Origin of the sequence: Streptomyces sp. MNU76, assembly GCF_020982545.1 — a bacterium.
In the GTDB taxonomy this organism is placed as follows: Bacteria; Actinomycetota; Actinomycetes; order Streptomycetales; family Streptomycetaceae; genus Streptomyces.
Genome location: NZ_JAJKLK010000008.1, coordinates 401,962 through 421,610, shown reverse-complemented (window position 1 = coordinate 421,610; position 19,649 = coordinate 401,962). Strand labels below are relative to the sequence as shown.

Here is a 19,649-nt window from a genome sequence, read left to right as displayed (position 1 = left end):
GCCGCGGCAGGAGCGTCGGCCTCGCACGAGAGACGGAACGTCTCCGACGTCACGGGTGTGCTGCTGCTCGGGGCGTGCGCCGCCTGGTCCTTGATCACCGCGGCGGCGCGGGGCGGCCGTCCGGAGGGTGTGCTGCTGGCGGTGCTCGCCGTGGCGGCCGGTTATGCGGCGGGCCGGATCTGCGGGGCCCTGCTGCCGGTGGTGGCACCGTCCGCGGCCGCGCTGGCCGGTATCGGTCTGGCGGTCACCGACCCGCACACCATGACGGGCTCGCCGCTGGTCTCACCGCTCGGGCACACCGGGGCGACCGCCGCTCTGCTGGTCCTGGCGGCGGGTGCCGCCTGCTGTGCCGCCTGGGCGGCCCGTTCGCCCGCTCTGAGGCTGACGCTGCGGCTGCTGGCCTGCGGGATCGCCGTGACCGCTGCGGTGCTCGGCTCCACCACCGGTTTCGCCGCGTGCGCCGGGGTGCTGCTGTGTTCGCTCGCGGCCGCCCGGATGCGTCGGGGCCCGGGGCTCGTGGGACTCGCCCTCGCCACGGCCCTGGTGACGGCGACGGTCTGGGCCGTCGCCGAGAACGCCCTGCCGGCCGGGCTGACCGACTTGCTGGAGGGCCAGCTCACGCCGCACCGGATCCTGCTGTGGCACGACGCGCTCGTCCTGGTCCACGACGACGCGCTGCTCGGCGCGGGACCGGGCCGCTTCGGGGAGCTCAGCCCGACGGTCGCCGAGTCTCTGTCGGCCGACGACCGGCCCCATTCGGCGCCCCTGCAGCTGGCCGCCGAGCAGGGACTCTTCGGTGTGGCGCTGCTCGCCGCCGTGTTCGGCTGGGTTCTGTACGTCCTGTGGCGGACCCCGCGCCCCACGCCGGTGGTGCTCACCGCGGGCGCTGCCCTGACGGCGGTGGCCGCGATCGCCGCCGTGGGCAACGCGCTGAGCTTCGCCACGGTGACCGCGGGTGCGGGCCTGCTCGCGGGCATGGCGACGGCGCGGCCACTGCCGGAAGGGGAGACTGCGGGGACGCCGGACCTCGACGAACGCCTCGGCGACCGCTAGGGGCTGTCGTCACCTTCCCGCCAGCCTCGCGACGCCACGCACGACAGACTCCGCGCGACCGGCGGAGGGAGAGGGAGTCAGTGCGGGGCGTCGGTCGCCTTGGGGGTGAGCCGGGCGCGGATGACGTCCACGGCCGTCTCCGCGTTGTCCACGGTGATCGTGAACGTGTGGCCGTCCCAGAGGCTCAGCACCACGGCCTCGCCACGTCGTACGACGACGGCGGTGCCCTTCTCGGGCCGCCAGCGGTAGCCCCAGCCACCCCACTGGTGGGGCGTGACGCAGGGGGCGAAGGCGGCGTCGGCGACCTGGGACAGGGGGATGCGACGGCGCGGCACACCGATGTGGCCGCAGCGGACCTCCAGGCAGTCCTGGTCGACCTTCACGGAGACGTGCACGAACGCGAGCGTGCCGAAGAGGACGAGCAGCCCGGCCGCGATGCAGCCGACGACGGACATGACGAGCGGGGCGACACCGGACGCCCACGCGGAGTCGACCGCGAGTTCGATGCCCAGTGCCATGCAGGCGGCGCCGCCGAGTGCCAGCAGCCACTGGCCGCGGTTGGTCGCGCGGCCGGTCCATACCTCGGGGTGCGGGCCCGCGGGGGTGCCCGGCTCGCCGTGGGGGTGGTCCCTCATGGCTTTGAGACTACTCAGGTTCCGCTGCGCGGGCACCTGGTCGCGCAGCGTTACCGCTCGGCGATGACGGCCGTCGCCGCACCGGCGGTCCCGAGGAGCCGGCCCTCCGCGTAGGCCAGTGCGGGGGCGGGCAGCGAGCCCTCGCGGCCGCTGAGGATGACGGTCAGCGTCGACCCGGTCCAGTCGGCCTCGGGCTTGGGCAGTTCACCGATGCGGCGCAGCGTCTGCGCGGCCACGGCGCCGGCGGAGCCGTGCAGGACGAGGGGCGGCAGGCCGGGCTGCTGGACGGCCGCGCGGATGCGTTCGGCGACCAGCTCGTAGTGGGTGCAGCCCAGGACGACGGTCGTCACATCGGTGGGCGTCAGCGCGGCCGCCGCGGCGATGGCGGCGTCGATCGCCGCGTCGTCGGCGTGCTCCACCGCTTCGGCCAGTCCCCAGCAGGGCACCTCGGTGACCGGGACGCCGTCGGCGAACTCCTCGATGAGGCCGCGCTGGTAGGGACTGCCGGTGGTGGCGGGTGTCGCCCAGATGGTGAAGGGGCCGCCGCCGGACGCGGCCGGCTTGATCGCCGGGACGGTGCCGATCACCGGCAGACCGGGTTCGAGGAGGGCGCGCAGGGCGGGCAGGGCGTGCACGGAGGCGGTGTTGCAGCCGACGATCAGCGCGTCGGGCCGATGGGCGGCGGCCGCCTCGGCGACGGCGAGGGCGCGCTCGGTCAGGTCCTGGGGGGTGCGCGGGCCCCAGGGCATGCCGTCGGGGTCGGAGGAGATCACGAGGTCCGCGTCGGGCCGTAGCCGCCGTACCGCCGCGGCGGCGGGCAGCAGACCGATACCGGAGTCCATGAGCGCGATCTTCACCCGGCCACGATAGACGATGGCCTCGGTACGGCCGCTGCCGTGGGGCAGACTGCGGGCGTGAGCGCCATCGCGTGGACCGCCGTCGGATCACTCGCCGCCTGGCTGTGGCTGCTGCTCGGCCAGGGTTTCTTCTGGCGCACGGATGTGCGCCTGCCACCCCGCCGGGACCCCGGCGAATGGCCGGGGGTCTGTGTCGTCGTCCCCGCTCGTGACGAGGCCGCCGTCCTGCCCGAGAGCCTGCCGTCGCTGCTGGGCCAGGACTATCCGGGGCGGGCCAAGGTCTTTCTGGTCGACGACGGCAGTTCGGACGGCACCGGCGAGCTGGCCCGTGAGCTGTCCCGCCGGTTCGGCGGCCTGCCGCTGACCGTGTCCTCGCCCGGGGAGCCGCCCGCGGGCTGGACGGGCAAGCTCTGGGCCGTACGCCACGGCATCACGCTGGCACGCGCGCGGGAACCCGAGTTCCTGCTGCTGACGGACGCGGACATCGCGCATCGCCCGGACAGCCTGCGCGCGCTGGTGGCGGCTGCCCGGACCGGCGGGTTCGACCTGGTCTCCCAGATGGCCCGGCTGCGCACCGAGAGCGTGTGGGAGAGGCTCGTCGTGCCCGCCTTCGTGTACTTCTTCGCCCAGCTCTATCCGTTCCGGCGGATCGCCGTACGGGGCTCGCGGACGGCTGCAGCGGCGGGCGGCTGTGTGCTGCTGAGCGCCGAGGCCGCCGAGCGGGCGCGGATCCCGGACGCGATCCGGCAGTCCGTCATCGACGACGTGGCGCTGGCCGCCGCGGTCAAGAGGAGCGGCGGCCACATCTGGCTCGGGCTGGCGGAGCGCGTGGAGAGCGTGCGGCCCTACCCACGGCTGCGCGACCTGTGGCACATGGTGGCGCGCAGCGCCTACGCCCAGCTGCTGCACAGTCCGCTGCTGCTCACGGGCACGGTCCTCGGCCTGGCCCTGGTCTATCTCGTCCCGCCGGTCGCGCTCGTGACGGGCCTGGTGACGGCGGACCCGGCGACGGCGCTGCCCGGCGGGCTCGCCTGGCTGGTGATGACGGTGACGTACGTACCGATGCTCCGCCATTACGGACAGCCGCCGGGGCTCGCTCTCCTGCTGCCGTTCACCGCGTTCCTGTATCTGCTGATGACGGTCGACTCGGCGGTGCGGCACCACCGGGGGCGCGGCGCGGCCTGGAAGGGCCGCACCTACGCGCGCCCGGACCCGGTGCCGGAGGAGGGTTAGAGGGTTAGGGGTCCGCACCGGAACCTGCCTCGTGTGCGGAACCCTTTCCTCACATGCGGACGGCTACTTCCGGCCGGGTGTCCAGTTCATGCCCCACCCGTAGGCGTAGTCGACCGTGCGCTGCGGGCTCACCCCACGCTCGGGGACGAGGTAGCGGGCCTCGCGCTGGACGATGAGGTCGCCGCCCTGGTTGGTGATGAGGGCGAGGGCGCAGACGGTGGAGGGGACCGTGCACTCGTCGAGCGAGAAGTCGATGGGTGCGCCGTGCTGCGGCTGGAGGGTGACCGTGGCGTGCAGGTCGGCGAAGGAGCGGGCGCCCTCGTAGATGGTGACGAAGATGAGGATGCGCCGGAAGTACTGCTTGTGGTCGAGGTTGACGGTGAGGTTCTCGCCGCTGCTGACGGCACCGGTGCGGTCGTCGCCGTCGAGGTGGATGAAGGGCGGCTGGTGCAGGGAGCCGAAGGCGTTGCCGAGTGCCTGGACGACGCCCTTGCTGCCGTCGGAGAGTTCGAACAGGGCGCACAGGTCGAGGTCGAGGTCCGCGTGCATGGCGACGGCCCGGCCCAGTTTGCTGCCCCATCCCTTGAACTGCTTGCGCACCTCCCAGTTGAGGTTCACGCGCATGGCGCCGGATGTGCCGCCCTGTTTGGTCAGGGAGACCGCCGGGGCTTCCTTGGTGAGCGTCACCTTGGCCAGACGGACCGGGGCCGGGCGCCACGGGCGGGCGGGGGCGGGCGGGCGGTCGTCACTGGCGGCGGCACGGTGACGGAGGGGCGACGGAGCGACGGGCGCGGGCGGGGCGACCGGGACGGGCGTGGGCGTCGGTGCCGCCGCCTGCTGGGGCTCGTCCACCGTGATGCCGTAGTCGGTGGCGAGGCCTTCGAGCCCGGTGCTGTAGCCCTGGCCGACGGCGCGGAACTTCCAGGCGCCCTGGCGACGGTAGAACTCCCCGAGGACGAAAGCGGTTTCGACGCCGGCGTCCGCGCTGTCGTAGCGGGCCACCTCGGTGCCCGCCCGCTCGTCGAGCACGCGGATGTGCAGTCCGGGTACCTGTCCGAAGGTGCCGCCGTCCGCCGAGGCGACCAGCACCACGGTCTCGATGGCGGGCTCCACGCGCGCGAGGTCGACGAGGAGCGCGTCGGTCACCTGCCCCCCGGCGTCGCGCTTGCCCTCGTGCCGGACCGCGCCGGAGGAGTGCGCGGGCTGGTTGTAGAAGACGAAGTCGGCGTCCGAGCGCACCTTCCCGCCGACGAGCAACAGCGCCGAGGCGTCCGCGTCGGGCACGCCCGGTCCGGAGCGCCAGCCCAGTTCCACGCGCAGCGCGGTCGTCGGAACCGCGGTGTTCGATCCTTTCGGCATTGACATGTCCGCCCCCATCAGATGGTCATCCAGAAGGTCGTCACCGGGCCGCGTCCCACGCAGTCCGTCGGATCCGGCCGGATCCGTTGTCGGCCCAACCTATTCCCCCGGGGCCCGGATGCCCCAGAACCCGTACCGAAAGATCCTTGGTCAACCGCCGGTAACCGGCCGGGAACTCGGCCCTTACACGATCAGAACGCGCTTTGCTGCCCTTTTTCGCCGAGTTCGCTCGCATTGGGGATCCGGCGTCACTGCCGACACGGAAAACAACCCTCTTATCGGTCTCCCCAACCAGCACATCGTGGGCTTAACTTATGTGCCATGACCTCCCCCCGCTCCACCTACGGCGGCGGTTACTACTCCGCCTCGTCCTTCGCGGACACCCCGATCTACGACTCTCTCGTCGCCGAGCGGGGAACCCCTCAGATCGCCCCGATCCGGGTACCTGCCGCGTACGACACGCCGGGCAGCAACCTGCCCGCCCTCCCGTCCGCGCTGCCGCCTCTCCCAGCCCGCCTACGGTTATCCGCAGGCCCAGCAGCCTTCGCCGCTCCAGCAGGCGCCGAACGCGTACATCCCGCAGCAGGCCGCCGGCCCGCGCGGCTACCCGGGCGCCCAGCCGCCGCAGCAGCAACGTCCGATGGCGGGCTACGAGGCCATGCGCCCGGCGGCCCCCCGCCCGGCCCCCGCGGTCCCGTACCAGCAGGACCCGTACAACGGCCAGCAGTACCGCGGGTACTGAGGCATCTGGAACCTTTCGCGTGGGGTTGTCACAGCCTGCTGGCAGGATGACCCCATGGGGAATCCGTCACTGCACTCGATTTATGTCCACCCGCTGAAGGCGGCCCGGGGCTTCGCCCCCGACGAGGCCGCCGTGGAGCCTTGGGGGCTGGCGGGCGACCGCCGTTGGGTGCTGGTCGACGACTCGGGCAAGGTCATCACTCAACGTCCGCATCCGCGCATGGCGTTGGCCGCCGCCGGGCAGCAGCCCCGCGGCGGCCTCTTGCTGTCCGCGCCCGGCCGCGAGCCCCTCACCGTCCCGGTACCCTCCCCCGCCGACACGATCACCGTGGAGATCTGGCGGGACAAGGTGGAGGGCGTCCCCGCCGACGCGGCGGCGCACACCTGGTTCAGCGACTACCTGGGCCTCCCGGTCCGGCTCGTGCACCTCGACGACCCGGCGACCCGCCGACCGATCGACCCCGAGTACGCCCGCCCCGGCGAGACCGTCAGCTTCGCCGACGGCTATCCGCTGCTGCTCACCACACTCGCCTCGCTGGACGCGCTCAACGACCTGATCGCCCGGGGCGACCACGCCGAGGAAGGCCCGCTGCCGATGAGCCGCTTCCGGCCGAACGTCGTCGTCGACGGCACGGACGCCTGGGCCGAGGACGGATGGCGGCGGGTCACCATCGGCGAAGTGAGCTTCCGGGTCGCCAAGATGTGCGGCCGGTGCGTGGTGACCACCACCGACCAGGACACCGCCGAACGCGGCCGTGAGCCGCTGCGGACCCTGGCCCGCCACCGCCGCTTCGGCGACAAGCTGGCCTTCGGACAGAACCTCGTCCCGGAATCCCCGGGCACGGTACGGGTCGGCGATCCGGTCCGGGTGCTCGAATAGCGAGTTCGATCCCGATGGGTTCTGGGCGGTCCTGAGAGAACCCCCGAAACCCTCTTGAAAGTTCAATCTCCCCCGATTCGGCCTACGATTCGGTTCGCGCGGGGAACACACGCCGCGGGTCCGGCCGTTGGGTCTTTGTGAGAAGTTCATGAGAAGGCCGGTCGGAGGGTGATTTCCCTCTCTCTTGACCGGGATCGCGCGTGGACGGCTCCGCCCGGGGCTATCACGGACGCGTAAGGGGGTGTGGGGCGAGTGCGGGCAATCGGTGGACTACGGGCGTTCGGCGGGCTGTGGCGCTGGCGTCACAACCCACTGCGACGGCCGACCGATCTGGTCGAGGCCTGGCTGGCGTTCGCCGCCCTCGTACTGATCCTGGTCGCCGCGCCGCTGATCGGCGCCGTCGTCGGCACCAGCGCCCAGAGCGCCCTGCAGCAGTCCGTGCGGGACCAGCAGCTGAGCCGCCACCGGGTCACGGCCACGGTCGTCAAGAAGGTCGACGGCTCCCCCCTGGACCCGGATCCGGAGACCGCGACGACCCGGGACCGGCAGAGCCGGGTCGTCGCCGACTGGACCGGCCCGGACGGCACCGCCCGGCACGGCACGGTCATGGCGAACCTCAAGACCCCTCGGCCCGGCGACCACTTCACGCTGTGGACTGACCGCCAGGGCCGCACGGTGGGCCGCCCCCTGGACACCGCCACCGCGACCACCCACGCGGTGCTGGCCGGATTCGGCTCCACTGTGCTCGCCGCGGGACTGGTCGAGGGGATCCGACGGCTGATCGTCTGGCGCATGATCCGCCATCGCTACACCCGTTGGGACCAGGCATGGGACAAGGCCGGGCCGGACTGGGGCAGGACGGGCACGGGCAGCTGACCGCCTTTCCACTCCGGTCAACTCCCCCTGCCCGCGCACGCTACGGTGGACCGACCAGCCGAACTGTTCGGCATCGACCCGCGTTCCACGAGGTGGGGGCACAGCAACGCCATGGCACAGGGCACGGTCCAGGTGACGCACACCGGTACATCGCGGTGGCGGCGCCGCACGGGTGAGTACTCGTCGCTCGCCGCGGCCCTGGAGGCCGCGAGCGACGGCGACGTGCTCATCGTCGCTCCGGGCACGTACCGGGAGAACCTCGTGGTGCGGCGCGGGGTCACGCTGCGCGGCCCGGAGGGTTCGCCGGGCTCGGTGCGCATCGCGCCCGTGGACGGTGTGCCGCTCACCGTCTGCGCCTCGGCCGTCGTGCAGGACCTGCATGTGGAGGGGCAGGACGCGGCGGCGCCCGCGCTGCTCGTCGAGGACGGCACCCCCGAGCTGCTGGACCTGCGGATCGTCACCCGCTCCGCCGCGGGTATCGAGGTGCGCGGCGGCGCCCGCCCCACGGTCCGGCGCTGCACGGTCGACAACCCGGCCGGCATCGGCATCGCCGTGGTCGACGGCGGCGGGGGCGTGTTCGAGGAGTGCGAGGTCGTCGCGGCCGGCCAGGCCGGAGTCGCGGTGCGCGGCGGCGGCCACCCCCGGCTGGAGCGCTGCCGCATCCACCACACCTCGGGCTCCGGCCTGACGGCGACCGGGGAGAACTCCGCGCTGGAGGCCGTCGGTTGCGAGATCTACGAGGTCCGCGGCAGCGGCGTACAGATCACCGGGCGGGCCACGGCCCATCTCACCGACTGCGATGTGCACCGGACCACGGCCGACGGGGTCACCCTCGACACCGACGCCGTGCTCACCCTCGCGGACTGCCGCATCCACGACATCCCCGAGAACGCGGTGGACCTCCGCTCGCGCTCGGTCCTCACCCTGACCCGTACGTCGGTCCGGCAGTTCGGGCGCAACGGCCTGTCGGTGTGGGACCCGGGCACCCGGGTGGACGCCAACCAGTGCGAGATCTTCGACAGCACCGGCGACTACCCGGCGGTCTGGGTCAGCGACGGCGCGACGGCGGTGCTGGAGTCCTGCCGGGTGCACGACGTGCCGGACGCGCTGTTCGTGCTGGACCGTGGCTCCCGCGCGGACGTCGTCGACAGCGACCTGTCGCAGGTGCGCAACACGGCGGTGTCGGTGAGCGACGGGGCCATCGCGCAGCTCGACGACTGCCGTATCCGGGACGCCGCCACGGGTGCCTGGTTCCGCGACCACGGCAGCGGCGGCACTCTCAACAACTGCACGGTGGACGGCACACAGACCGGTGTGATCGTCACCAAGGGCGCCGACCCGACCATCGAGCGCTGCACGGTGACCTCTCCCGCCGAGGCCGGCTTCTACGTCTCCGCCGAGGGCCGCGGCAGCTTCCTCGACTGCCGGGTGACCGGCAGCGGAGGCTACGGCTTCCACATCATCGACGGCTGCCAGGCGACGCTGCGCAAGTGCCGTACGGAGCGCTGCGCCCGCGGTGGCTACGAGTTCGCTGACGGCGGCCCCGGCACGGCCGGCGGTGGTCCGGTGGTCGAGGACTGCACCAGCGACGAGAGCGCGTCCGTGCGGACCCCCGCCCCGCGGGAGACGGCCACCCAGACCAGCGCTCAGGCGCCCGCTCCACTGGGCTCGATCCCGGGTCAGCGCCCCGCCGAGCAGCCACCGACGGCCGTGCCCGCCGTGGCGCCCGAGCCGTCGGCGCGGACCTCGAAGGCAGTCCTCGGCGAACTCGACGCGCTGGTCGGCCTGGACAGCGTCAAGCGCGAGGTCCGCGCCCTCACCGACATGATCGAGGTGGGCCGCCGCCGCCAGCAGGCCGGCCTCAAGGCTGCCTCGGTCAAACGGCACCTGGTGTTCACGGGCTCCCCCGGCACCGGCAAGACCACGGTCGCCCGTCTCTACGGCGAGATCCTGGCCTCGCTCGGTGTCCTGGAGAAGGGGCATCTCGTCGAGGTGTCCCGGGTGGACCTGGTCGGTGAGCACATCGGCTCCACCGCGATCCGCACCCAGGAGGCGTTCGAACGGGCCCGTGGCGGTGTGCTGTTCATCGACGAGGCGTACGCGCTGTCGCCGGAGGACTCGGGCAGGGACTTCGGCAAGGAGGCCATCGACACCCTGGTGAAGCTGATGGAGGACCACCGCGACGCGGTCGTGGTCATCGTCGCGGGCTACACGGCCGAGATGGAGCGCTTCCTCACCGTCAACCCCGGTGTCGCGTCCCGTTTCTCACGGACCATCACCTTCGACGACTACGTCCCCGACGAGCTGTTGCGGATCGTGGAGCAGCAGGCCGAGGAGCACGAGTACCGGCTGGCGCCGGGCGCGGGCGACGCCCTGCTGAAGTACTTCACCGCCCTCCCCAAGGGCCCGGCCTTCGGCAACGGCCGTACCGCGCGCCAGACCTTCGAGGCGATGGTCGAGCGGCACGCGAGCCGAGTGGCCCAGGTCGACGAACCGAGCACGGACGACCTGACGTTGCTCTACGCGGAGGACCTGCCGGAGCTGCCGTAGGCCGCGGGCCGACGGGTTCGCGGGCCGAGGGCCGGGGGCAGACCCCACCCCCGGGTGACCGGGCTGCCGGATGGGGCGGCAGTGGCCCCTCGGACAGCATGGGGCCATGACAGCTCGCACCCGGAACGCCCTGGTCCACGCTCTCACCGCCTCGGTCGTCGGCACCCTTCTGACGGCCACGACCCCGGCTCTCGCCTCCTCGCCCTCACCGTCACTCGCCTGGTGCCCGTGCGCCCAGCCCGGCGGTCCGGCCGGGCAGGAGTCCGCCGAGCTTGCCGTACCGATCGGGTCACGGCGTCTACCTGGGTACCGGCGATGCCTGCGGCAACCGTGCCGTGACCGCGTTCCTGACCACGGGCGAGCGTCCCGCGCGGGATGTCAGCTGTCGGGACCAGGCGAGGTCCGGGGCCCCGGCAGCTGAGTGCCGAGCCGGTCCAGCAGGTGCTTGCGTTCGGCCACGAAGGCCGGGTCGGCCTGGTAGTCGGAGTGGCCGAGGATCGGGGCGGGCAGCGGGTGGGCGCCGGTGCGGCCGTAGGCGAGCGGGTCCGTGAAGGGCTCGGCGTCGACCTGCGTTCCGTGCCGGCTCGTCAGCCGCACGGGGCCGCCGATGGGGTCGGTGCGGCGGTACAGGTTGCGCCAGCAGTCGACCTCGCGGTGCAGGGCGGCGAGCGACTCCGGGCCGAAGTGGGCCGGGAACCAGCGCCCGTACAGCCGCTCCAGCGGTGATCCGTAGGTGAGCAGCGCGACGCGTCGGCGCACCGACGGGGTGAGCTGCCATGCGGCGGCCGCTGCGAGGACGCTGCCCTGGGAATGGCCGGAGATGACGAGCCGGCCGCCGGTGGAGCGGGTCCAGGTGGCCATGCGCCAGGTCAGGTCGGGTACGGCCCGCTCGGCGTAGCAGGGCGGTGCGAACGGGTGTGCGGCTCGGGGCCAGAAGGTGCCCACGTCCCAGAGGATGCCGATCGTGCGCCGCGCGGAGGCGTCCTTGTAGGCCCGGCGGCCCCAGGTGACGAACAGCAGGAAACCCACGCCGATCAGCCAGGACCCCAGCGCCTGCGCGGTCTCGGCGGCGCCCGCGACGATGTCGTACGAGCCGTGCGCCACCCCCGCCGGTGTCTCGCCCGTCACCAGGGCACCGGTGAGGGCCGCCGCGCCGAGCAGCAGAGTCACGGTGGAGGTGACGGCGACGATGCGGGGCGCCCGGTCGGTGAGGGCCGCCATGGCGCGGGTCCGCGCGATACGACGGGTGCGACCGGCGTCCTGTGCCTCGTGCTCCCCGTTCAGCGCCGGGCCGGAAGCTCCGGGTGCCGAGGGCTGCTGCGGCTCCTGCGGCTCCAGCGGCTCCAGCGGCTCCAACGGCGGTTCTCCCAGCAGGCCGTACTCGCGCTCCACCGCCGCCGTCTCCGCCTCGCGCAGGACCCAGGTGCGGTGGGCCAGCCAGGCCAGGAGGGCGAGGAGGACCAGGAGGAGGGGTGGGATGACGGAGGCCTGCCAGGTCAGGAGGACGGGCGGGCCGGAGAGGGCGTCCTCCGTGCCGCCCAGCCAGTCGGCAACCCGCTGGGCGACACCGGCGGACATCACGCCCCCGAGGGCACAGGCGAGCATCGCGACGGCGGGGCCGGCCAGGCCGTACATGGCGGTGCGCGGGTCGGGGCGGGAGCGGTGGAGGAGGTGGGCGACCACGCCGAGCGCGACGACGAGGAGGCCCTGCACCAGGGTGATCCCGCCGAAGGCCAGGTCGCCCGGCAGTCGGCCCGTCGACCTCCAGCCGGGGCGCGACCACCCGGCGTACACCACGGCGAGGACGAGCACTGCGATCGAGCAGGCCGGGAGGAGACGGACCAGGTTCTCGTCGAGTTCCTTGTCGAGGCGCCGCTCGCTGCGGCCTCTGCGGCAGACCACCCAGAGCACGCTCACCGCCAGCAGCACGAGCGCCGAGTTCAGCAGCCAGCCCAGGAGCTCCAGGAGGGCCGGTCCGCCCGCTCGGCGGTCGTGGCGGGCCGCCGAGGTGCCCACGGCCGCCGCGACGGTGAGGAACCCGGCCGCCGCGTGGGCGGCGCGCAGCCTGGCGACGAGACGGCGCCCGTACCAGAACCCGGGCCGGCCGAGCGCGACACGGGCCGTGTCCTCGACATCGGCTGCGGCTCGGGCCGTGGCATCGGCTGCGGCTGCGGCTGCGGCTGCGATGTGAGTCGCGGCGTCGCCCACGGCTGCGATGTGGGTCGCGGCCTCGCCCTCGGGTGCGTCCGGGGCCGGCTTCTCGTCCTCGGCGCGGACGTCGTCGCGGTCCATGGGGCGCTGGGACTCGTACGCGCTCCAGGTGCGGTGGGAGAGGTACCACAGCAGGCCGGTCAGCGCGGCGGGCACCACGGCCGCCACGGCGAGGCGGCGGCCGGGCCGGCTCCACCAGCCGTCGTCCGAGACGGCGGGAGAGAGGAAGCCGAGCCAGGTGTGTGCCTCCGCGCACGCGCGTGCGCCGGCGCACTGCCAGGCGGTCAGGTCGAGCGCGACCTCACAGGCCGCCGCGACGAGCAGCACGGTCAGGGTGAGGCCGACCAGCCGGACGAGGAGCCCGTAGAGGCGTACCGTGCGTCGGCGACCGCGGCTGCTGGGGCGCATCCAGTGCGCGAGGTTGACGACCATGAACGGCAGCAACAGCAGCCACAGGGCCCGTGAGCTGTTCCCGGAGGTGAGGTTGCACCAGACGTAGGCCTCGGGGACGGGCTTGCCGCGATGGTCGGCGGGATGTTTCTCCGCGTCGGCGTCGTCGATGCGCCGGAAGACCGCGGCCGTGTCGTCGCCGGTGACACGGACCGTGCGCGGATCGTCGAGCATGCGTTCGGGGGTGGTGCCGCCGACGCCGTGGACCAGGAGTTCGAGGGCGGTCCCGTCCGTCGCGGAACGGCCGGAACAGGGGTGTCGGCCCCCGTCCCGCGATGCCGGCTGTTCCCTGGGTTCCGTATGTGCCGTATGTTCCCTCGCACGATCCACTGTTCCGCTTCCCCCGTGACGCGCCACAAGTCGGTGTGATGTGCAGGCACTGATGATCGCCCCAGATCGGACGTCATACACCTGTGATCACCGAATCTCCCCGATCCATGTGATAGTGGCGGGCGCGAGGAACGCAGCGTGACGTGCACGCGACTGTGCGGGGAATGGCGTCACCTGCGGTGGAGCGTGCGAATATGGGACGTCCTCGGGACCGGGGACGGGGGAATGTCCTCGTCGGAGGGGGTAGGGAAGGCGTGTCGGGCGTGATGGGGCGAGAGGACCGGAGCGAACGTGAGTGAGAACCAGAACCTCCTCGCGGAGCAGCGCCGAGCCCTGATCCTCGACGAGGTACGACGGCGGGGCGGGGTCCGGGTCAACGAGCTGACGCGGAAACTCGGTGTCTCGGACATGACCGTCCGCCGCGATCTGGACGCGCTGGCCCGTCAGGGCGCGGTGGAGAAGGTGCACGGCGGCGCCGTGCCGGTGGCCGAGGCGAGCACCCACGAGCCGGGGTTCGAGGCGAAGTCCGGGCTGGAGCTGACCGCCAAGGAGGACATCGCACGGGCGGCCGCGGAGCTGGTGGCGCCGGGCTCGGCGATCGCCCTGTCGGGCGGCACGACGACGTACGCGCTCGCGCACCGGCTCGTGGACGTGCCGGATCTGACCGTGGTCACCAACTCGGTGCGGGTGGCCGACGTCTTCCACGCCGCCCAGCGCACGACCGGCCCCCGGCAGGGTGCGGCGACCGTCGTGCTCACCGGTGGGGTGCGGACGCCGTCCGACTCGCTGGTGGGGCCGGTGGCCGATCAGGCGATCGCTGCGCTCCACTTCGATGTGCTGTTCCTCGGCGTGCACGGGATATCGGTCGAGGCGGGCCTGTCGACGCCGAACCTGGCGGAGGCCGAGACGAACCGGCGTCTGGTGCAGTCGGCGCGGCGGGTCGTGGTGGTGGCCGACCACACCAAGTGGGGGACGGTGGGGTTGAGTTCGTTCGCCGCGTTGGAGCAGGTCGACACGTTGGTGACCGACGCGGGGTTGGCCGCGCAGGCGCGGGCCGAGATCTCCGAGCATCTGCGGCGCCTGGTGGTGGCCGGGGAGGACGAGGACGACGGCGCGGACGTCTGAGCGCGCGGACCTTCTGAGCGCCGCCACGGATGAGGTCGGTTCGAGGCTGCGGGTCGTTCGTAGCTGGTCGCGCAGTTCCCCGCGCCCCTGACGGGGCGCGGACGTGCACGGCGGGGACAAGCGCGCCTCAGTCCGTCCAGACGCCCGTCGTCAGCAGCCTCTCGATCGCCACCGCGTACGGCTCGATGTCCAGGCCCTGCCGCCGGAGCCACTCGTCGGAGTAGTACTTGTCGAGGTAGCGGTCGCCCGGGTCGCACAGGAGGGTGACCACGCTGCCCTGGCGGCCCTCGGCCACCATTTCGGCGACGATCTTGAGGGCGCTCCACAGGCCCGTGCCGGTGGAGCCGCCGGCCTTGCGGCCGATCGCGTTCTCCAGGGCTCTGACGGCGGCGACGCTGGCGGCGTCGGGCACCTTCATCATGCGGTCGACTGCACCGGGGACGAAGCTGGGCTCCATGCGGGGGCGGCCGATGCCCTCGATGCGGGAGCCGCAGTCGCAGGTGACGTCGGGGTCGCCGGTGGTCCAGCCCTCGAAGAAACAGGAGTTCTCCGGGTCGGCGACACAGATGCGGGTGTCGTACTGCATGTAGTGGACGTAGCGGGCGATGGTCGCTGAGGTGCCGCCCGTCCCGGCGGTGGCGACGATCCAGGCGGGCTCGGGGAAGCGCTCCAGACGGAGCTGGCGGAAGACGGATTCGGCGATGTTGTTGTTGCCGCGCCAGTCCGTGGCCCGCTCGGCGTACGTGAACTGGTCCATGTAGTGGCCGCCGGTCTGCACCGCGAGGCGGGCCGACTCCTCGTACATCCTGCGTGAGTCGTCGACGAAGTGGCAGCGTCCGCCGTGGAACTCGATCAGACGGATCTTCTCGGCGCTGGTCGTGCGGGGCATGACGGCGATGAAGGGGATGCCGATCAGTTTGGCGAAGTACGCCTCGGAGACGGCCGTGGAACCGCTGGAGGCCTCGATGACGGGGCGGCCCGGCCGGATCCAGCCGTTGCACAGGCCGTAGAGGAACAGGGAGCGGGCGAGGCGGTGCTTCAGGCTGCCGGTGGGGTGGGTCGACTCGTCCTTGAGATACAGGTCGATCCCCCAGCTCTCGGGCAGCGGGAAGCGCAGCAGATGGGTGTCGGCGGAGCGGTTGGCGTCCGCCTGGACCTTGCGGACGGCCTCTTTGAGCCAGCCGCGGTACTCGGTGTCGCTGTGATCGACGTCGAGGGTGGCGTCAGGACGGGTGGGGTGGGCGGTGCTCACGGAGTGCTCCTCACGCATTGCGCCGACGGCGGATCGCGGCGTCGGACGTCCCGATGATAGACACCTTCCGCACGCTTCTCACCTGCATAAACATGCCTTTGAGTCCCTCAAAGAGACTCCTGTGGCGAGGATGCGCGGGGCGCATGGGGGGCGCATGCCGCGCATGCGCCGGAACCCCGCCCCCGGTCCTCTGTGCGCACTGGTGCTCGACGCGGGGGACGTGCAGACTTCACCGCACGGGCCGAGTCGACGCCGCCGGAGCCGTCCAGGGGGAGGCGACCTCGGGCACACTGGATCACGGTCCGCGACGGATCAGACGACAGGCACAGCCGAAGCGCACTAGGGGGCGGGGTACATGGCCGAGCCGGAGTTCACGGCCACGGGCGTGCGGATCGGGAAGAGGTTGCGGCAGCTCACCCGGGCGGGGCAGGTCCGGATCGAGGACGGCCGACTGCAACTGCTCACCAGTTACGGCAGCGAGATCGACAGCGCGCCGGTGCAGGCGGTGCGGGCCTCGAAGCCCTGGTTCGCCAACGAGGACCGGGCGTTGGCCGATGTGAACGGCACCCGCTACACGCTCACGCTGAACGAGCACGACCCCGCTCCGGGCAAGCCGGGTCCACCGTCCGCGCGCCGGTTCATAGAGGCGGTGCGCAGGGCGGCCGGTCGCAGCGGCTGACGAACCGCGAGTTGCGGGACCGGGCCCCCTGGGTCACTCTGGTCTCACGTCACTCTGGGTTTACCGGCGATAACGCTGCGAACCAGCCCGCCGGCCACGTCAGCGGGCGGCGGTCGTCGACAGCCACCCACGAGCAGGCGGCGGCTCATGCCTCCGCCCCAGGCGGCAGTCGTAGGCGGCCGCACCTCAGCAGGCGGCGTTTTTCGCCCAGCCACCTCGCTGGATCCGTACTCCGATCTTCTTCCGGACTCAATTCGGGGAGTCGCAGCCGTGATCAGCCAGCAAAGCAGGCACTGCACGGTGGAGCTCCAAGCCCTGCCGTCGCGGATCGGCCAGGTCCGCAGAATCGTATCTGCGCAATTGCGCTACTGGCATCTGGATCCCTTGATAGAGCGGGCCGCACTCGGGGTGACCGAGCTGCTGTCCAACGTCCACCGGCACGCGGAACCGGACAAGACGTGCACCGTGGAGATGGAGTTGCTCCTCGGCCGGCTCACGGTCTCGGTGCACGACCACGACCCCCGTCTCCCGGTCGTCCAGGACGCGGACCCCTTCGCCACCTGCGGCCGAGGGCTCGCGATGGTCGCCGCGGTGAGCGAGAGCTGGGGTGTGCGGCCGCACGGCGAGACGGGGAAGGTCGTGTGGTTCACCCTGCCGGCGTCCTCAGCCTCGGTACCGAAGATCTCGCCGTACGACACGGGCCTGACGCTCGACACCGCTCCGCCGTACGACACCGGACGCAGGCCCGCCGCGCGTGGGCACAGGTCCGAACACGCTCCCGCCCGGTCGGCCGTCGCAGGCTGACCGGGCGGTGACCACCCTTCAGGCCCCTTCAGGCCACCGAGATGTCCACCGGCGGCCGGAGCTTCGACGCCGCCGCCAGGGCCTGGTGCACGGGGTGGGCGGCGAAGGACGCCAACAGGCCCTCGTCGGCTGGGTGTTCGGCGGCGGGGTAGGCGATCTGCGTGTAGGCGGCCGCGAAGCGGGGGCCCCAGCGGCGGGCGCCGAGGCGGGCCGTGCGGGAGCAGTTGTCGACCATGTGGGCGACGTCCCGGGCACGCGTGTAGGGCAGGAGGGAGTCGACGGCCTCGATGACGGACTCGTTGACGATCTCCGACCAGGGGTGGCCGCGCTCGACGAACTCGTCGATCTGCGCGGTCATCGTGGCGATGAAAACCCCTGCGGTGAACGGGTCGACGGGCAGGTCGCGTTCTCCCCGGCGGGCGTGTGCCCGGGCGCTCACCGACCACATCGGTGAACCGCCGATCTCGCTCATCGGGCGGGCGCCGAGGCGGCGTTCGGCCAGGACCACGCTGCGCAGCTCGGTGCCGTCGGCCACCTCGTCGTAGATCTCCGCGACGATCTCCCGGGCGGGCCCGTAGGTGGCGGTGTAGGCTCGGTCGAAGACGCCTCGTCCGTCCGTGTCGAGGTTCTCACGGACCGCGCGCAGGCCGGCACGGGAGATGGTGCGGGCGATCGGACCGGTGACGTTCTCGCAGGAACGCTCGTACGCGGTCACCTCGTCGTCGCCGGCGAGCCGGTGACGGGTGTAGAGGCTCTCCACGATGCCGTGCACGGCGCCGAGCAGGATGGCACGCTCGCCGACGATGTCGGAGAGGTACTCGCTCTCCAGGGTCGTGCGGAAGGTGTACGGGGAGCCGAGGGCGACCGACCAGGCGAGGGCACGGTCGGTCGCGTGGCCGTCGGGATCGGCGTGGACGGCGTAACTGCTGCTGATCCCGGCGCCGTTGATCTCGGCCCCCTGCTCGTAGAGGCGACGGACCGAGTCGCCCATCCCCTTCGGGCAGACGGCGATGACACCGTGGCCGGGCGGGAAGTCGCCGCCGGTCGCCCGGAGGTGGCCGAGGAGGAAGCCGTGGGAGAGGCCGATGGTGGCGCCGGGCTTCAGGGCGGCGAAGATCTCCCGGTGGTGGGCGGCGAGCGCCGCGTCGGCGATCAGCAGGATGACGAGGTCGCTCTCGGCGGTGACGGCGAGCCAGTCGCCCAGGGCCTGTCTGACAATCTCCGTCGTCGCCCGAAGGGCGGCCCCGCGGCGTCGTGGGGGTACCTCCCGGTCGAGCGCAGCCGAGACTGGGGGAGCGTGCTCTCGGCGTGCCGGGCGTGGAGCCTCGTACTGGATGTACTTGGCTCTGCGCCCGGTGCGGCGAGAGCGCGTGCATGGCGTCGCGGGGCAGACGGGAATTGTCAGACAGGCCCCAGGGTGCCGTCCGCCTCGGTGAACCCGTGGGCGTGGGCGTCGGCCGCGGAGGCGGAGCCGGGGCGCAGGCCGACGGAGACGGTGATGCCCGTGCCGGAGAGGGAGTCGCGCAGGTTGCGGGCCTGGGCCCGGCCCTGCGGTCCCCAGCCGACGACCCCGATGCGCCGGACCCCGGCGAAGGCCCGCGGCAACAGGGGGAAGAGGTGGCGGCCGCCACGCAGGACGGTCTCGGCACCGCCGGGCACGTCCATGGTTTCGGGGGCGAAGACGGTGGAGGTGGTCATGGTGGAGTTGTAGGGTCCCGGCGAGTGTTGCGACAAGCGCAACCTTCGCAGCGGGGCGTTGCGGAAAACGAAAGGCGCAGGTGGCGGTGTGCGGGACGACCATCGCGAGCTTCGGCTCTTCCTCCATCTGGCCGGGACGGTCAACTACGGGCTGGACGGGCTGCTCTCCTTCAACAACCGTCCGCTGCGTGCCGCCCTCCACCTCGGTCTGTGCCTGCTGGTGTGCGCGGGGCTCCACACGGCCTGGATCGTGGGTGACGCACTCGTCAACGGCGTGGAGACGCCGGGCTATGTCACCATCGTCATGGCCGTGACCGCCCTCGCCGGAGTACAGATGATCATGCTCGGGGTGATCGGGGAGTACACCGGCCGGATCTATTACGAGGTGAAGGGACGCCCGCGCTTCCTGGTGCAGGCGACCAACGCGGAACAGACGGAGGGGCTCGCCGCGTGCGGCACGACGAAGGACCTCATTCGCTGATGGGGACGGCGACGCGTACACCGCCGCACCCCGCGGCCCGCCCGGCACCCGAGCGTCGCACATCGGGACAGATCATGGCCTTCGCCCTGGTCGGAGTCGTCAACACCGGGGTCTATTACGGCCTTTATCTGTTGTTCCTCAATGCGCTTCCCTATCTCGCCGCGCATGTTCTCGCATTCACCCTGAGTATGACGAGCTCGTTTTTCCTCAACGCGCGGTTCACTTATCGCACCCGTCCGACCTGGCGTAAATTCCTGTTGTTCCCGCTGACCTACGCAACGAATTTCCTGCTCACGACGGCGGGTGTGTACGTGATCGTGGACGTGCTGCACGCGGGCAACAGGTTCGCGCCCCTGCTGGCGTCCGGGGCGGCGATCCCGGTGACGTTCCTGGTGTCCCGCACGATCATGCTGCGGGGTTCCGGGCCCGGCTGAG

General features: G+C 72.2%; 14 protein-coding genes and 5 pseudogenes. 12 read left to right on the top strand and 7 right to left on the bottom strand.

Annotated elements, in window-relative coordinates; genetic code table 11:
• The first annotated feature begins 57 nt into the window (after nucleotides 1–57).
• On the top strand, nucleotides 58–1,053 hold the full coding sequence (locus E4N62_RS22120; RefSeq protein WP_230217091.1) for an O-antigen ligase: 996 nt from the start codon (nucleotides 58–60) through the stop codon (nucleotides 1,051–1,053).
• Nucleotides 1,054–1,130: 77 nt separating this feature from the next.
• Here the strand turns inward: E4N62_RS22120 and E4N62_RS22115 are convergent, their stop codons facing one another.
• Together E4N62_RS22115 and E4N62_RS22110 are read right to left on the bottom strand one after the other, a co-directional pair.
• Nucleotides 1,131–1,688 (bottom strand): hypothetical protein, encoded by a 558-nt coding sequence (locus E4N62_RS22115; protein WP_230216948.1) that lies wholly within the window; start codon nucleotides 1,686–1,688, stop codon nucleotides 1,131–1,133.
• A gap of 50 nt (nucleotides 1,689–1,738) precedes the next feature.
• Entirely contained in the window at nucleotides 1,739–2,545 is an 807-nt protein-coding gene (locus E4N62_RS22110; protein ID WP_230216946.1) for a glutamate racemase, read from the bottom strand.
• Between the two features lie 39 nt (nucleotides 2,546–2,584).
• Between E4N62_RS22110 and E4N62_RS22105 the strand changes: the two genes are divergently transcribed.
• Entirely contained in the window at nucleotides 2,585–3,778 is a 1,194-nt protein-coding gene (locus tag E4N62_RS22105; RefSeq protein ID WP_230216944.1) for a glycosyltransferase, read from the top strand.
• A 63-nt stretch (nucleotides 3,779–3,841) separates the two neighbouring features.
• Here the strand turns inward: E4N62_RS22105 and E4N62_RS22100 are convergent, their stop codons facing one another.
• Nucleotides 3,842–5,137 carry a TerD family protein gene (locus E4N62_RS22100; RefSeq protein ID WP_230216942.1) on the bottom strand — a complete coding sequence of 432 codons (1,296 nt, stop codon included), beginning with the start codon at nucleotides 5,135–5,137 and terminating at the stop codon, nucleotides 3,842–3,844.
• A 321-nt stretch (nucleotides 5,138–5,458) separates the two neighbouring features.
• Between E4N62_RS22100 and E4N62_RS22095 the strand changes: the two are divergent.
• The 5 genes and pseudogenes from E4N62_RS22095 to E4N62_RS49560 form a co-directional block, all read left to right on the top strand.
• Nucleotides 5,459–5,879: pseudogene (locus tag E4N62_RS22095) on the top strand (DUF6643 family protein).
• A gap of 54 nt (nucleotides 5,880–5,933) precedes the next feature.
• Nucleotides 5,934–6,758 (top strand): MOSC domain-containing protein, encoded by an 825-nt coding sequence (locus E4N62_RS22090; RefSeq protein WP_230216940.1) that lies wholly within the window; start codon nucleotides 5,934–5,936, stop codon nucleotides 6,756–6,758.
• Nucleotides 6,759–7,010: 252 nt separating this feature from the next.
• The gene (locus E4N62_RS22085) at nucleotides 7,011–7,634 is read left to right on the top strand and encodes a hypothetical protein (protein WP_230216938.1); all 624 of its coding nucleotides are present in this window, start codon (nucleotides 7,011–7,013) and stop codon (nucleotides 7,632–7,634) included.
• Nucleotides 7,635–7,745: 111 nt separating this feature from the next.
• Nucleotides 7,746–10,184 (top strand): right-handed parallel beta-helix repeat-containing protein, encoded by a 2,439-nt coding sequence (locus E4N62_RS22080; RefSeq protein WP_230216936.1) that lies wholly within the window; start codon nucleotides 7,746–7,748, stop codon nucleotides 10,182–10,184.
• Nucleotides 10,185–10,456: 272 nt separating this feature from the next.
• Nucleotides 10,457–10,525 (top strand): annotated as a pseudogene (locus E4N62_RS49560) (hypothetical protein); the annotation flags it as partial.
• 37 nt (nucleotides 10,526–10,562) lie between these two features.
• On the opposite strand, the gene E4N62_RS22070 reads toward E4N62_RS49560, so the two are convergent.
• Entirely contained in the window at nucleotides 10,563–13,175 is a 2,613-nt protein-coding gene (locus tag E4N62_RS22070) for a hypothetical protein (protein ID WP_374117030.1), read from the bottom strand.
• A gap of 291 nt (nucleotides 13,176–13,466) precedes the next feature.
• Here E4N62_RS22070 and E4N62_RS22065 point away from each other — a divergent pair, with 291 nt between their 5' ends.
• The gene (locus E4N62_RS22065; protein WP_184898106.1) at nucleotides 13,467–14,300 is read left to right on the top strand and encodes a DeoR/GlpR family DNA-binding transcription regulator; all 834 of its coding nucleotides are present in this window, start codon (nucleotides 13,467–13,469) and stop codon (nucleotides 14,298–14,300) included.
• A 127-nt stretch (nucleotides 14,301–14,427) separates the two neighbouring features.
• Here the strand turns inward: E4N62_RS22065 and E4N62_RS22060 are convergent, their stop codons facing one another.
• The gene (locus E4N62_RS22060; protein ID WP_230216933.1) at nucleotides 14,428–15,552 is read right to left on the bottom strand and encodes a PLP-dependent cysteine synthase family protein; all 1,125 of its coding nucleotides are present in this window, start codon (nucleotides 15,550–15,552) and stop codon (nucleotides 14,428–14,430) included.
• Nucleotides 15,553–15,907: 355 nt separating this feature from the next.
• Between E4N62_RS22060 and E4N62_RS22055 the strand changes: the two genes are divergently transcribed.
• Both E4N62_RS22055 and E4N62_RS22050 read left to right on the top strand, forming a co-directional pair.
• Entirely contained in the window at nucleotides 15,908–16,231 is a 324-nt protein-coding gene (locus E4N62_RS22055) for a hypothetical protein (RefSeq protein ID WP_184898104.1), read from the top strand.
• A 270-nt stretch (nucleotides 16,232–16,501) separates the two neighbouring features.
• On the top strand, nucleotides 16,502–17,035 hold the full coding sequence (locus E4N62_RS22050) for an ATP-binding protein (RefSeq protein ID WP_230216931.1): 534 nt from the start codon (nucleotides 16,502–16,504) through the stop codon (nucleotides 17,033–17,035).
• Nucleotides 17,036–17,063: 28 nt separating this feature from the next.
• Here the strand turns inward: E4N62_RS22050 and E4N62_RS22045 are convergent.
• Nucleotides 17,064–18,239, bottom strand: a pseudogene (locus tag E4N62_RS22045) (ketol-acid reductoisomerase); the annotation flags it as partial.
• 212 nt (nucleotides 18,240–18,451) lie between these two features.
• Nucleotides 18,452–18,733: pseudogene (locus E4N62_RS48105) on the bottom strand (ketol-acid reductoisomerase); the annotation flags it as partial.
• A gap of 127 nt (nucleotides 18,734–18,860) precedes the next feature.
• On the opposite strand from E4N62_RS48105, the pseudogene E4N62_RS22035 reads away from it, so the two are divergent.
• A pseudogene (locus E4N62_RS22035) lies at nucleotides 18,861–19,214 on the top strand (glycosyltransferase); the annotation flags it as partial.
• A gap of 74 nt (nucleotides 19,215–19,288) precedes the next feature.
• Entirely contained in the window at nucleotides 19,289–19,648 is a 360-nt protein-coding gene (locus tag E4N62_RS22030; protein WP_230216929.1) for a GtrA family protein, read from the top strand.
• Nucleotide 19,649 lies beyond the last annotated feature (1 nt).

What these genes read in the sequence shown, in the direction of transcription:
- E4N62_RS22115 (WP_230216948.1), bottom strand. Translation starts at nt 1,688, where the DNA reads ATGAGGGACCACCCCCACGGCGAGCCGGGCACCCCCGCGGGCCCGCAC.
- E4N62_RS22100 (WP_230216942.1), bottom strand. Translation starts at nt 5,137, where the DNA reads ATGCCGAAAGGATCGAACACCGCGGTTCCGACGACCGCGCTGCGCGTG.
- E4N62_RS22080 (WP_230216936.1), top strand. Translation starts at nt 7,746, where the DNA reads ATGGCACAGGGCACGGTCCAGGTGACGCACACCGGTACATCGCGGTGG.
- E4N62_RS22090 (WP_230216940.1), top strand. Translation starts at nt 5,934, where the DNA reads ATGGGGAATCCGTCACTGCACTCGATTTATGTCCACCCGCTGAAGGCG.
- E4N62_RS22055 (WP_184898104.1), top strand. Translation starts at nt 15,908, where the DNA reads ATGGCCGAGCCGGAGTTCACGGCCACGGGCGTGCGGATCGGGAAGAGG.
- E4N62_RS22030 (WP_230216929.1), top strand. Translation starts at nt 19,289, where the DNA reads ATGGCCTTCGCCCTGGTCGGAGTCGTCAACACCGGGGTCTATTACGGC.